Annotated in this window: 14 protein-coding genes; all 14 read right to left on the reverse strand. The window is 52.9% G+C overall.

From position 1 onward, the window contains the following. Positions 1 to 110: 110 nt before the first annotated feature. The 14 genes from I2G61_RS01260 to cdd all read right to left on the reverse strand — a co-directional run bounded on the left by I2G61_RS01260 (position 111) and on the right by cdd (position 13933). Complete coding sequence (locus I2G61_RS01260; protein ID WP_195547784.1) at positions 111 to 686, reverse strand: ATP-binding protein; 576 nt, start codon at positions 684 to 686, stop codon at positions 111 to 113. A 44-nt stretch (positions 687 to 730) separates the two neighbouring features. Next, on the reverse strand, positions 731 to 1111 hold the full coding sequence (locus I2G61_RS01265) for a hypothetical protein (RefSeq protein ID WP_195547785.1): 381 nt from the start codon (positions 1109 to 1111) through the stop codon (positions 731 to 733). Beyond that, positions 1108 to 1632: a LytTR family DNA-binding domain-containing protein gene (locus I2G61_RS01270; RefSeq protein ID WP_195397468.1), complete on the reverse strand. Its 525-nt coding sequence runs from the start codon at positions 1630 to 1632 to the stop codon at positions 1108 to 1110. The genes I2G61_RS01265 and I2G61_RS01270 overlap by 4 nt, the downstream gene beginning before the upstream one ends. Then, entirely contained in the window at positions 1629 to 3041 is a 1413-nt protein-coding gene (locus tag I2G61_RS01275; RefSeq protein ID WP_195547786.1) for a hypothetical protein, read from the reverse strand. The genes I2G61_RS01270 and I2G61_RS01275 overlap by 4 nt, the downstream gene beginning before the upstream one ends. A 198-nt stretch (positions 3042 to 3239) precedes the next feature. Beyond that, positions 3240 to 4520, reverse strand: a complete 1281-nt coding sequence (locus I2G61_RS01280) for a GHKL domain-containing protein (RefSeq protein WP_195547787.1) — start codon at positions 4518 to 4520, stop codon at positions 3240 to 3242. Positions 4521 to 4698: 178 nt separating this feature from the next. Next, entirely contained in the window at positions 4699 to 5775 is a 1077-nt protein-coding gene (locus tag I2G61_RS01285) for a hypothetical protein (protein WP_195547788.1), read from the reverse strand. Next, the gene (locus tag I2G61_RS01290; protein ID WP_195547789.1) at positions 5775 to 6479 is read right to left on the reverse strand and encodes a hypothetical protein; all 705 of its coding nucleotides are present in this window, start codon (positions 6477 to 6479) and stop codon (positions 5775 to 5777) included. The genes I2G61_RS01285 and I2G61_RS01290 overlap by 1 nt, the downstream gene beginning before the upstream one ends. Before the next feature lie 297 nt (positions 6480 to 6776). Next, positions 6777 to 7442 (reverse strand): class I SAM-dependent methyltransferase, encoded by a 666-nt coding sequence (locus I2G61_RS01295; RefSeq protein WP_195547790.1) that lies wholly within the window; start codon positions 7440 to 7442, stop codon positions 6777 to 6779. Between the two features lie 5 nt (positions 7443 to 7447). Further along, positions 7448 to 8674: an RNA polymerase sigma factor RpoD gene (gene rpoD / locus I2G61_RS01300; protein ID WP_195397474.1), complete on the reverse strand. Its 1227-nt coding sequence runs from the start codon at positions 8672 to 8674 to the stop codon at positions 7448 to 7450. Further along, positions 8652 to 10421 (reverse strand): DNA primase, encoded by a 1770-nt coding sequence (gene dnaG, locus I2G61_RS01305; protein ID WP_195547791.1) that lies wholly within the window; start codon positions 10419 to 10421, stop codon positions 8652 to 8654. The genes rpoD and dnaG overlap by 23 nt, the downstream gene beginning before the upstream one ends. 36 nt (positions 10422 to 10457) lie before the next feature. Next, positions 10458 to 11834, reverse strand: a complete 1377-nt coding sequence (locus I2G61_RS01310) for a glycine--tRNA ligase (protein WP_072683476.1) — start codon at positions 11832 to 11834, stop codon at positions 10458 to 10460. A 65-nt stretch (positions 11835 to 11899) separates the two neighbouring features. Next, positions 11900 to 12652: a DNA repair protein RecO gene (gene recO / locus I2G61_RS01315; RefSeq protein WP_072683477.1), complete on the reverse strand. Its 753-nt coding sequence runs from the start codon at positions 12650 to 12652 to the stop codon at positions 11900 to 11902. Continuing rightward, positions 12645 to 13541, reverse strand: coding sequence for a GTPase Era (gene era, locus I2G61_RS01320; RefSeq protein WP_072683478.1), 897 nt, complete (start codon positions 13539 to 13541; stop codon positions 12645 to 12647). The genes recO and era overlap by 8 nt, the downstream gene beginning before the upstream one ends. Then, complete coding sequence (gene cdd / locus I2G61_RS01325) at positions 13538 to 13933, reverse strand: cytidine deaminase (RefSeq protein ID WP_006060215.1); 396 nt, start codon at positions 13931 to 13933, stop codon at positions 13538 to 13540. The genes era and cdd overlap by 4 nt, the downstream gene beginning before the upstream one ends. Positions 13934 to 13942: the final 9 nt, after the last annotated feature.

Consider the following 13942-nt stretch of genomic DNA (forward strand, 5'->3'; position numbering starts at 1 on the left):
TTTTTTTATGCTCAAGAAAAAAAGGCGTTGGTTTCCACCAACACCAAAATTTATAGAACCTTTTTATGGTTCGCGGCGCAGCGGTTCAAGTCTGAGATCTCCGCTCTGCATTATCCCTGCTCAACCTTCTGAGCGCAAGGAAAATCTGCGGACTGATCCTGATCGATCACCAGTTCCCCTTCTCCCCGCGGCGCTTCAAAGTCCTGGAGATACCCGTTGAGAATCGTGTCTGTGATTTCAAACGCGGCATTGGCATCGCGGCGCAGCGATCGCAGACGCAGACGGCGGCACAAACATTCCGGACTGGCCTTGAGATAAATTAAACGAACCTGACCACCCGCGTCCGTAATCCGCCGGCGGTAAGCATCACGTTTCTTCCGGCTCCAGAAACTAAAATCAATGACCACCGGTCGATGTTCTTGAATCGCTTTCACCAGCTGATCTTGCAGCTGTACCTCAACGGCAGCTGAATACGCGGCATACGCCGAAGCTGGATAATCCACGCCATACCGGCCATATTGCCGCCAGACCTCCTCGTCAATCGACAAACGCAGATACCCCGCGGCTTCCAGCTGCTTCGCCAGCGTCGTCTTCCCGGCCCCGGCCACGCCGCACATCATGACCACGATGGACTTTTGCGAATCTGCATTTTGATGAAGCCACGATAAAATCGTTTCTATTTCCATAAATTAATCCTCCTGCCTTTTCCATAGTGGTTTTAAGGATACGCTTATCTTCCGGAGATTTTTGAATCCTCATTCTCTGCCTGCAGCTGCTGCTTAAACTGCTCCAGCGCTTGCGAATACCGGCGCAATGAAAGCGTCAGCCGGATCATCGGCACACCCAGCGCGATTAAAAGTAGAAAGCGTTCTAACGTAAAATGACTGAAAACAACCAGCGCGATCAGAAACAGACTGACGGCGGCCGCAGTCCGCGCTCCCCAGTGCAGAGATTGAATCCAGAGACGGTAGCTTTCTAAAAACAGCGCGTAAGCCAGACCGGTCAGAACAATCCAGATTCCGTCCGGCGATGCAGCGCGGGGATTGAAGAAGCTGGCCGTCAGAGGAATTGCCATCCCGATCAGAATTTGATAGAGCCATCGTTCGATCATCGTCTTCCCTCCATTCCAATCGCTTTGCGAAAATGCGGCGCATAGCTGCGGCTGACCTCCAGCTGCACGCCGCCGCTTAACATCAGCGTCAGCCGGCCGTTAAAGCTCGGGGCAATTTGTTCGACCTTCGCGAGGTTGACAAGATAAGATTTGCTGATGCGGATAAACTGACGCGGATACAGCTCCTCCTGCAGCTGATACAGCTTGCGGTTGAGCTGCAGACATCGGCTGGCGGTATAGGCGAACGTTTCCCGCTGCAGCCCTTCAATATACAGCACGTCCGCCAGCGCGACGACATAAGTCCGCCCATCATGCTGACCCGTCAGCGTCTGCCGCTTTTCCTGCAGAAAATGATGATTGAGAAAGGCGGTCAGTTCCGCCAGATCCTCCATCTGAAACAGAATTCCAATCGAATCGTAGTCAACGCCTTTTTCGACCAGCGTCAGATCCAGCGCTTCAAAGGGTTTCAGAGTTTCCCGCAGCTGGGCCTCATGCTCGGGCCGACAGATCAGTTTGATCATGGCTGCTTCACCAGTTCTATCGTTTCCTCATAGAACTTTTTCCCCTTCGCGTCGCTGACCCAGATTGTGATTTCACCGCGGACCACTTCGTCATCTTCAAAATTAATGCCCCACCCCGAAGCACTGTGGCTTAACGTCAGGCTGGCGCGGATCGTTCCGTTGCTGGAGCTTTCAATGACCGGCTGATCCTGTGCGTCAAACATCGTCATCTGATACCCCAGATTCCGAAACCGCAGCGGATTGATCTGCAGCGTATTCCTCGCCTGCACATCCGGGGAGGAGAAATAGCCATAGCCCGCTGTCAGATTGCGGATGAGGAAATACTGACCCTCACCCGCAAAGACCGGAAGCGCCAGGGGATCGCAATTTAACGTTCGGGTTTCAAGGACCGTTTCCTCCTTGAGAACAGACCAGGTGATCGTCCATGGGACCGGCCGGCGTGAACTGAGATTGATTCCCGGCCGTTCACTGATGATCCAATAACTATCGGGTGCGGTTCGTTGATCATCCAACGCTTCTTCGCTTTCATAGACAATCTCGCCGCTTTCCGTTTCCGTGATCCGCAGCTTTACTCGCGTATCCGCATAAGCGTCGCTGACCGGATAGGCCAGATTCAAATTCAGTTTTTCCCCCTCGATCACGATCAGATTGCTGAGGTGCTCGTCTTCAGTACGGTATACCCAGACCTGCGGCCGGGCATTTTTACTTTCAGACCGCACCAGCCCCGCCTGCACCCCCGCTAACAAAAGCGCTGAGATCATGACCAGCATGCCTGCCTGAATCGGTTTTAACTGCCGAATCCTCCGCTGCTTCTGCACGAAATAAAATTGTTCCCGAAAATCCAAAGCTCGGGAATAAATCTTATAGGCACAGATCAGCTGCAAGAAGGACTGCAGCGGCAGCCACTGCGCGTTATTGCGGCCTGCAAGCGCAATCCCAAACAACAGCGCCAGCCACAGCATCAAGTTTTTAAGCCGCTGCCGCACCGCCGGCTCCGCAGAATGGATCATCAGCCCGGCCGCTGCGCATTCATAGCTGATCAGGAAGACTAACGGCCCCAGCTGACGAAGCCCCTCGTCATCCCAGATCAGCTTCATCAGCATACCGGCAAATAACAACAACGCCGAACCGGCGAACAAGCCCTGGCGCAGACTGTGCGCCAACAGAATCAAACCCGCGGCAGCCGCCGCGAACATCAGCCATTGCAGCGCAGATATCGGCGAATCCCATTGGAAAAGCAACAACGCCAGACCAGCACCCGCCATGACAATCGACTGCGGGCTGCCGTTCAGCGGCGTTTCTTTGCCCTGTATCCCCAAGTGCTGACGTCGGGAAAAAGTTAAAAACAAAATCAATCCCAAACCACTCAAGGCAAAGGAAATCATCAGTATCATTCCGACTCCAGCCATCCGTTTCCCTCCTTTTCTTCTTTGTTATTGTACCCGAAAGGGAAACAGCCCGCCACAAATTCGGCGTAAGCGGCAGATATCCAGACATAAGTGACAGAATGTCCCGCTGACGTCCGCTCCACTCAAGCTCACTTGTTCCAGATCAGCTTTAAACAGTCCATTCGCCATCGTTTCAGAATTCAGACTCCGTGAGCGGCCTTACGCCGCAGAAAGCTCTTCATTCTCAGCCTGCATTTTGTTCAGCAGCACTTCGGCAATCATCCGCGAAGCTTCCTTCTCCCATTGTGCCTGACCTTGATACTTTTCCGCGATCTGCGTGATGATCTTCATCCCATTGCCGCGGATCTGCTTCTTTCTTTGCCGCGGCTGACCGCAGGAATTCACACAGCGGATAAACAACATCTGCTTTTGCTGAGTGATGGTCAGGCTGATCTGCGGCTCCGGCGCGCCTTCGGCCGCTTCCAAAGCATTTTTCAGCAAGTTGGACAACAGCGTGTTCATATCGAAATCATCGACGCCGGAAAGCAATGAAGCTTCAATCGCGTAATGAAAAGGCACTGCCTGTTTTGCAAATTGTCTGTCAAACGAAGCCAACATCGCATTGACCGACGGATTATCGCAATAGATCAGGTTACGGATCGCCCCGATCTGATGATGTGCGGATCGGAGTTGTTCCACATCAACATGGCCAAGCTGCGCTTTGACTGTCTGCCAGACCTCATCCATCACGTCCTGCTTTTCATACAACGCCAGAATCTGCGTCTGAATGCGTTCGTTATCTTCCCGTTTTTGCTCAGCATTCTCGCGCGCCGCCTTCATTTTTAACAAACTGCGGATCAAAAAGAACGCCGATCCCTGCAGACACAGCCAGGATCCAATGAAAAATAAAGTCAGGTTCATTGTGATCTGATACGCGTAGATCAATTTATAGGAAAGCAGATAAATCCACAGCGCATGCACGATGATCAGCGGAATCAAACGCGCCTGTTTCTGCCAGTCAACGGCCGGAAACACCTTGCGTTTCAAGAAAAGAACCAGACCGAAAAAGACCGCATTCCAGACGTCCATGACCAGAAAGCCTGCCGTACCGAAAAACGAAGCATCCTGAAACGCTGCCTGATCAAACCCGCTGGCCGCCACCATGACCAGAATGGCCAGCATCTCGGATAACAGAATGCACACTGTATGAAAGATCATGGCGAACACCGTGTTCATCCACGATTCCTTTACCACAATTTTCACGACCAGAAGCATGAAAATGATCGTCGTCAGCGTCCGCAGACTGTTAACCGCAAAGAACTCGTCAAAGACCGAAAACAGAATAAAATTAAAAATAAAGTTGATGATAAACGCCAGATACAGCTTGGGGAACAGTGTTTTTAACGGCTCCCGATGATTAAGAAAAGCGCAGTGAAAAGCTGCCCAGATCAGAAATAGAATGAAATGATTGAAATAGAAAAAAGGTTCGTTGTTCAGCATTCCTTCACCCGCTTTCCACTCTCCAGCGCGATCTGTACCGTCACGATATCGTGATCCCGGCTGAAGCTGTGCACGCCATGGCAGCGGCGCAGAATGGCTTCCATGATCGCCGTTCCCTGTCCGCTGATTTTTTTGTTCCGTTTGGTAACGTTTTCCGCAACACGGTTGCGGCAGCGGATCAGCAGCAGCCCGGCTTTTTCCCCGCCTGAAAGTCAATGAACGGAGATTCGCTGAATTCTGCGGCTTCCACCGCATTCTTCAGCAGGTTGGACAGCAGCGTGTTTAAATCGTACTCGTCCAGAATCCCGTTCAGACTGGATTCAATCACAAAGGTCGCGGCGATCTGCTTCTGATCGCAGAGCTGGCGATAATAATTGAATAAAGCGTTGGCATACGGATTTTCACAATACAAATCTTCCCGCAGCTTTCGCAGCCGGCCCCGAATCACCTGCAAACTCTCAATCTGAGCGTTTAGATCGTGCATTTCATGGAAAACCGTCTCAATTCCATCCTGTTTTTCCGATAATTTTTCCAGATGTCCCGCCAGTTCCGCATTCATCTGCCGGCGGGCGTCCAGTTCCTGTTTTTTTCGCTTCTGCCGGACGATCCGGACAGCGCTGAAAAAGACGACAATGTCGGTAACAATCAGAAATCCAAGCGCCTGCGCCAACAATCCCGAACTGGCTTCCTTGACGTAAATCAGCTTATAGGACAAAATATACAGCCACAAAAACTGGCAGGTAAAAAGCAGCGTGCCGATCGTATAGTATTCTCCTTCCACCGAGCGCCTGTGTTTTTTTCCAAAGCTCAGCGCGGCTTTGAAAAACAACAAGCTCATCCCATCCAGCAGTAGATAGGAAAAAACGTTCATGTAGAAGGCACTTTCATACGCGTCGCGGCTGAACTGCACGCCGACCAGCGTGATCAGCATCGTCACCATTTCCGCAGTGATCGAAAGCAGCTGTTGGGCAAACAAGGCGAACAACGTCGCTTTCAAGCCCGGACGCTTCACAAGGTAGATCACAAGGCCGATCACCGATGCGGACACCGTCATGCGGACAACTGAATGATCCTGCGCTGATCCGGGAATCGCGTACAGACTTAACAGAAAGAACACCGCCAGCGTGATGCCCAGATCCAGCGCAAGATAATCGCGCCAGTAGCTCTTGCGGACCGGCAGGATTTCATTGTAACAATACGTCCAGGTCATCAGTAGTGGAATATGATTCAGGTAATATAAAATCGGGTTCTGCATTATTCCATCACCCCGATGATTTCCAGCGTCTTGTTTTCCTGCCGCAGCGTTTCGATTTCCTTTTGTTTCCGCGCCAATTCCGCCGTCGGCACTTCCACGCGCAGCGTCGGCTCAAAACGCAAGGTTACTGGTGTCCCCGGGCAGATTTCCGCCAGCTTCTGCATTACGCGCAGCAGCGCCGAAAAATCAAACTGTTCCGGAACTGGCCCGCGGACGGTCAGCGGGCAGGCCGGCTCATGAATCTGATTATATTGGATTAAGATATCGAGCATGACGTTGCCGGTCTTGTAGGCCGGCAGCTGGCGATCAAACTGCGTCATCAGCTTATTGGCGTACGCATTGAGTTCTTCCGTCTTTCCCTGTTCCTTTAGGATTTCCAGGGTAATCAGATGATTCGACAGGTCATGATAAAAATAACGGATATTCTGCTGCTGCATCACGGCAAACTGATAGAATTGATAATTTCGCCGGTTAAGTTCCGTCAGCTGCCGCAGCTCCAGTTCTTCTTCGTTATACCGCATGACGCCGCGAATAATCCCGAAGATGCAGAAATCGCCGACCAGCGTGATCGCAATGGCCAGCGAGAGAATGATAAAAATCTGAACGATCTCCATTTCTTTCCGCACGCCGAAAACCGCGACGACCAAAACGAGCTGGCTTACAAAAAAACCGGCCAGATAAAGCATTGTTTTTTTATTGTTCATGACTATCCCCTTCACAGCCAACCGCCCCCAATGCCGTCGGCTGCTCCCTTCCCAACAAATTGATCGTCAGTCAACGAATAAACTGACCTTGTTTTTTCATTGTAGCGCAGTTTGAAATCAAAGTCCAGATTGCATACCCGACCAGATTTGTCAATAATTTACGAATTTTCTTCCTATTTAAGTAAAAAACGATGTTTGCTCTGCCTCAGCCCCAGATAAGCAACACTATCCCAATTCCAAGCCATAGAAAAAGGGAAGGACCTCGCGGCCCTTCTCTCTGCTTATTTCTGTTCAGATTTAGCGATTTAAAACCACCGCATCTATTTCCTCGATCTGACGCAGGATTTCTCCCCGCTTGATTGGATCCTCAATCTGACGGGCAATCCGTTCCAGCTTGGTCTTGCGGTAATGATAATATTCGATGAAGACCGGTTCCCGGCGCGCTAATAGAAACGGGCCGTACTGCAGCTGGGCTTCGGTATAAACAACCGGCTGAGATGCCTTGCGGAAACCGACGATCTGATAGTAATGCCGGTCGTGCACCAGCTTCTCCGCAACAATTTCAAACCCGTGATCCATGATCCAGCGACGCAGTGAAGCCACCTCGCGGTTGACCTGCACAAGAATCCGCTGAAACTGTCCCAGCCGTTCAAAATCGTTTTCCAGAATTTCCCTGGCTGTCATCCAGCCCATCCCGGCAATCACGGCGACCTGTGCATCCTGCGGCACTTTCTCCAGGCCCGGCGTCAGAATCAACGAAATCTGCGCCTGCAGCCCGGCTTCCGCCACCGTCGCGCGGGCATGCTCCAACGGTCCGGTTCCGATATCGCAGGCATACGCTCTTTCAATCTTTCCGGAGGCAATCAGTTCCACCGGCAGAAAGGCGTGATCCGTTCCGATATCGGCGACGATCGTCCCTTCCGGAACGCAGTCGGCAATCGCTTTAAGTCGGACGCTCAGCATAACCCTTAGTTCTTATCGACGAAATCCCGCAGCCGCTTGGAGCGGGTCGGATGTTTCAGCTTGCGCAGCGCCTTGGCTTCAATCTGACGGATACGTTCACGCGTAACGTTGAATTCCTTACCGACTTCTTCCAAAGTGCGTGTCCGGCCGTCATACAGCCCGAAGCGCAGCCGCAGCACCTTTTCCTCCCGTTCCGTCAGCCCCTGCAGGACATTGTTGATCTCATCCTTCAGCAGCTGATTGTTGGCGTACTGATCCGGCGACATCGCGTCTTTATCCTCGATGAAATCACCCAGGTGGGAATCGTCTTCCTCGCCGATCGGCGTTTCCAGCGAAACCGGCTCCAGCGCGATTTTCTGGATCTCGCGAACCTTGTCCGGCGTAATGTTTTCCATCTTTTCCGCGATTTCCTCAGCCGTCGGTTCCCGGCCCAGATCCTGCACAAGCTGCCGCTGAACACGAGTCAATTTGTTAATCGTTTCTACCATATGTACCGGGATTCGGATTGTCCGGGCCTGGTCGGCAATCGCACGGGTGATCGCCTGGCGGATCCACCATGTCGCATACGTTGAAAATTTAAAACCTTTGGTGTAGTCGAACTTCTCAACCGCCTTGACCAATCCCATGTTGCCTTCCTGGATCAGATCCAGAAACAACATGCCGCGGCCGACGTATTTCTTCGCGATCGAAACGACCAGACGCAGGTTGGATGAAATCAGAATCCGCTTGGCTTCCTCATCCCCGGCCTGAATCCGGCGAGCGATTTCCGGTTCATCTTCCGGATTCAGCAGCGGTACCCGTCCGATTTCTTTCAGATACATCTTCACCGGATCGTTGATCCGCACATAAGGAGAGCTGCTGTAGGTTTCGCTGAGATCGATCGGGACTTCCACGTCCTCGACTTCCTCGTCAAAATCTTCCCCGGCATCTTCCGCCAGGAATTCCAGATCGTCGCCGATATCCTGAGTCATCGCTCCCGCTTCCGGAATCTCGATGTTTTCCAGTTCTTCGATATCGTCGTCCTCGCTGATGTCGATGCCTTCCGCGGCGAACCACTCGTACAGGTCGTCCATGTCGTTATCCGTCAGATCGAGATGTTCCAGGGCATCCATGACATCCTTCTGATAAATGACCTTATCCGCAAGATAGGTCTTTTTGAATTCTTCCTTTAATTGGTCCAACGTTTTGTAAACTGGCATTTTTGTCTCCTTAGTCTTGGTGTTTTTCTTCATCAAGGTACCCCCTTAATTCTCTCTGCAGCTGCATCCGTTCATTGAGAAGGGCAGCCTGGCTTTCCGGATTGCTGATGCGCAGGATCTGTTGTTTCAGATCATTTATTCTTTCTTCCAGCATACACCGCTGCAGGCGGCGGATTGCTCCGTCCATGACCTCCGGCGTAAATTGTGGACACTCCCATTCTGAAAGATCCAGAACCTTTTGTCTCAGCGTTTCCTCGTCGATCGTACTGATGAAATCCGCAATCTGCAGCTGCGGATGAGACCGGCTGTAATCCAGAATCATCATCGCGAGCTGCTGATTTTCTTCATTCAGCAGAAAACCGAGTTTTTCTTTGAACATTTCTACCGCTTCGCGGCGGGTAAGCATTAGCGCAAGAATCAGGTGTTCTGCATTAGTCTTACCATCTCGCGACGGATTTAAACGAATCGGAACTGTTTTTACCCGGCCGGCACCGGAATTGTCCGGTTTCGGAGCGGGGGCTGCGCCCAGATCGAGATGAAATCCGGTCAGCTGCTCCAGCTGATGGGCAAAATTCTGACGGTCGAATTCATCACTCAGCTGTTTGATTTCGTCTTCCACCTTCAGCGCAAATTCTTTTTTTTCGGAATAGTTTTCCAGATCATAACGCGTCGATAGATACTGAAAGACAAATTCCATCCACGTCAGCTCTTTGCGGACCATTGCTCGAAGTTCTTCCGCACCGTGCTGGCGCAAAATTTCATCCGGATCCAGTCCGGTCGGATTGCTGACGATGCCGACCTCAAAGCCGGCCTCGCGGGCCAGCTTCGCCGCCTTGTAGGTCGCGTTCTGCCCGGCCTTATCGCCATCATAACAAAATGTCAGATGCAGCGAGCATTGCCGCAGTAAGCGCAGCTGTTCCTTGGTGCACGCCGTGCCCAGCGTCGCCACGACGTTGTCCATTCCCGCCCGGGAAAAGGCCAGCACATCCGTGACACCCTCGCATAAAAGCACCCGCCCTTCCTGACGGGAGGGCTGTTTGGCGCGGTGATAATTGAAGACCGTATGACCTTTGACATAGACGTCGGTCTCGGTCGTGTTGATATATTTGCTCTGCGCTTCGGGATCCATACTGCGGGCCGTAAAGCCGATCGGATTGCCGAGCGAGTCGTGGATCGGAAACGTGATCCGGCTGGTGAACACATCGTGCAGACCGCTCTCGTTCAGCCGGACGACATTCGCCGCGACCATGTCCTGCTCGTTGTAGCCTTTTGCCTGCAGAAACCGCAGCAGCTCGTCGCCCGGACCGTTCCAGCCGATCTCAAACTTTTCGATCGTCGCCTCGTCGATCCCGCGGTTGGCCAAATACTCGCGCACCGGCGTTCCCGCCTGCGCTCCCAGCTGATAATGCGTGTAGCGGATCGTTTCCGCCAACACCTTATATAATGCGTCTTTCCTCGGATCGACCGGCGCTTTTAAGGCAGAAGGATCAAACGAAAGCTTGTAGCCGCTGATTTCCGCAACTTTCGCTACGGCCTCCGGGAAACTGACTTTTTCATAATTCTGAACGAAGGTAAACACGTTGCCGCCGGCTCCGCAGACGAAGCATTTATAAATCTGCTTATCCTGGGAGATCGAAAGCGACGGGTCGTGATCGTCGTGGAAGGGACAGACACAGGCCATGGAACGGCCTTTTTTGACTAACGGCACATAGTGGCCGATGACTTCCGCGATATCCGCGCTGTTTCTGACCGCGGTGATTTCTTCATCGCTCAGACGCATTCGTCATCCCCCCTGTTCGTACCGAACGGATTCTGATCAGAACTTCAGCGACGCTTCAATATGCGCCTGCAATTCGCTGATCGGCAGCCGCACCTGCTCCATGCTGTCGCGTTCGCGCACGGTGACGCAGCCGTCCTTCTCGGTATCGAAGTCGATCGTGACGCAGAACGGCGTGCCGATAGCGTCCTGACGGCGGTAACGCTTGCCGATACTGCCGGCTTCGTCATATTCGCATACAAAGCTGTCAGCCAGCTGAGCATAGATTTCCTTCGCCGAAGCGGAAAGCTGCTTCGACAGCGGCAGGATGCAGGCCTTGACCGGAGCCAGCGCCGGATGCAGGTGCAGCACGACGCGGGTGTCCTTTTCATTGAGAACTTCCTCGTCGTAAGCGTCGCATAAGAACGCCAGCATCAGCCGTTCCACACCGACGGCCGGTTCTACGCAGTACGGCAGATATTTTTCATTGGTCTGCGGATCAAGGTATTCCAGCGATTCGCCGGAATGCTCCTGATGCGTTTTCAAGTCGTAATCCGTGCGGTCGGCAATGCCCCACAGCTCGCCCCAGCCGAACGGGAACAGATATTCAATATCGCTGGTGCCCTTCGAATAGAACGCCAGCTCCTCCGGCGTATGCTCGCGGAAGCGCAGACTTTCAGCAGTCAGGCCCAGGTTCGTCAGCCAGTTCATGCAGAAGTTTTTCCAGTATTCGTACCACTGCAAATCCTCGCCCGGCTTGCAGAAGAATTCCATTTCCATCTGCTCGAATTCCCGGGTACGGAAAATGAAGTTGCCCGGCGTGATCTCGTTGCGGAAGCTCTTGCCGATCTGGCCGATGCCAAAGGGCAGCTTGCGGCGCATGGAGCGCTGGACGTTCTTGAAGTTGACGAACATGCCCTGGGCCGTTTCCGGCCGCAGGTAAATCGTGCTCTTTGCGTCTTCCAGAATTCCCTGGAACGTTTTAAACATCAGGTTGAACTGACGGATATCGGTAAAGTCATGACTGCCGCAGTTCGGGCAGGCGATGTGGTTTTCCTTGATGAAATCCATCATTTTTTCGTTGCTCCAGCCCTCCGGCACAACCTTGCCTTCCGTCGCCTCCTCGATCAGATGATCGGCGCGGTGGCGGGTCTTGCAGTGACGGCAGTCCATCAGCGGATCCGAGAAGCCCTTCAAGTGGCCGCTGGCCTCCCAAACCTTCGGATTCATTAAGATTGCGGCCTGGATGCCGACGTTATTCGGATGGGACTGAATGAACTTCTTCCACCAGGCCCGTTTGATATTGTCTTTAAGCTCAACGCCGAGCGGACCAAAATCCCAGGTGTTGCTCAAGCCGCCGTAAATTTCGGAGCCCTGGAACACAAAACCGGAGTTTTTTGCGTGCGCGACGATCGTGTCAAATTGTTTCACTGCCATGATCAATTCCCCATTTCTTTATTTTTATAGACAAAGTTTATTATAGTACAAATCAGCGCTTTTCGTCAATTGGCTAAACGGTCCAGAAAGCGCCAACTTTCCAGCTTTACACCGCTGTGTAGCATTAAAAATTCGACCAGCAATTCCGCGTCTTTTTTTGTCCACGGGCCATACGGCCGCAGCTGGGCAAAATGAACGAGCTGCGCCTTGTTGATCAGACGGAAACGTTTCAGCGCTCCGACCTCCATCGGCCGGGCATGCACCATCGCCGCACACTCCGCGCACAGAAAACCGCCGTCTTCAACAGAAATCGTCTGCACCTGAGTGTTGGAGCACAGCACGCACTCGTCGACGACCGGCTCGATCCCTTCGGTTTTTAAGGCCAGCGCGGTAAACTGCGCTAAAATCAGATAGCTGTCGGTCTCGCTGTCCAGCCGGTCCAGACTGACGCTCAGCAGCTCATAAACTTCGCCAGCCGCTTCCAGATCGCTTTCTCCCTGTTCCAGGAGCTTGTCGGCAATCTCGCACATCACCTGGGCAATTGTCATTTTTTCCAAATCTTCGCGGATATGCCGGTGCGCCGCCAGAACGCGCGCGCTCTTTAGTGAAAACAGCGTGGCTTGTTCCTTGTAGTCAAACATCAGCTCCGACAGCACAAACGGCATGCACGAAACGGCATTCTTGCTCGCCATCTTGCGGATGCCCCGGCATACGAAGCCCAGCTTGCCATAGTCCTTTGACAGCACCGTAATCAGCGCGTCGTTTTCACGATAGTCCTGCTGCTTGAGGATCACCGCCTCAATCCGGGCTTTACTCATCCTCCAGCTCCGTCTGGATATACCCCAGCTGCTGCAGCTTGGCCTTCTTGTTGCGCCAGTCTTTTTCCACCCGGACAAACAATTCAAGGAAAATCGGTTCGCCCAACAGCCCCTGCAGTTCTTCCCGCGCCAGCGTGCCGATCTGCTTGATCATCCGACCCTGCTTGCCGATGATGATACCCTTTTGGGAATCCCGTTCGACCAGAATCATCGCGTTGATGATCAGATGCTCGCGGTTCTTGCGGATTCTTTCAATCACGACCGCGACGGAATGCGGCACTTCTTCTTCCGTCAGCAGCAGCACCTTTTCCCGGATAATTTCCGCCATGATGAACTGTTCCGGATAGTCGCAGATCTGGTCAGCCGGATAATACTGGACGCCGTCTGTCAAATCATTCTTGGTGACTTCGATCAGCTGATCCAGATTGTTCTGCGTCTTCGCGCTGATCGGAATGATCTCTTTGAAATCCATCCGCCGCTGCCACGCTAACAACAGATCGATCAGCTGTTCTTTTTCCAGCAGATCAATTTTATTGAGAATCAGATACACCGGCAGATGCATCTGCCGCAGCGTATTCAAAACGAATTCATCGCCGCTGCCAAACGGCACTGAGCCGTCGACAAGGTAGTAGATCAAATCGACGCCCGACGCCGCGGAGTAGGCTTCCTTATTCATCTGGGTGCCCAGCTCATGCTTCGGCTTATGAATTCCCGGCGTATCGACGAAAATGATCTGCGAATCGGCATCGGTGCGGATCGCCCGGATGGAATTGCGGGTTGTCTGCGGCTTGGGGGAAATGATCGCGACCTTCTGCTGGACCAGAGCGTTCAGCAGTGTGCTTTTGCCGGCATTGGGCCGGCCGATCAAAGCGACAAAGCCGCTCTTCACGCCAGATCCTCCATGCCGAAGCTCATCGGAAGCAGCTCGGCTATCGTTGTTTCCATCGTTTCTTTCCCGTTGGACAGGATGATCGGCGTATCGCTTTCCAGCAATTCGCTGAGCACCTGGCGGCAGATGCCGCACGGCGTTCCGATGCGGGCGCCGTCGCTGACGATCGCAATCGCCGCGATGTCCGCCTTGCGGTAACCGTAGGAATACGCGCCGAACACCGCGCTGCGCTCGGCACAGTTCGTCGCCCCGTAGGATGCGTTTTCAATGTTCACGCCGCGAAAGGTGCGGCCGTCCTTGCATAACACGCAGGCGCCGACATGATAGTTGGAATACGGTGCATACGCGGATTTCATCGCCTCAAAGGCTTCGCTGACTAAGTTTTCGTACATCGTTGTTTC

This window comes from Holdemania sp. 1001095H_141210_F2, from assembly GCF_015558105.1.
In the GTDB taxonomy this organism is placed as follows: Bacteria; Bacillota_I; Bacilli_A; order Erysipelotrichales; family Erysipelotrichaceae; genus Holdemania.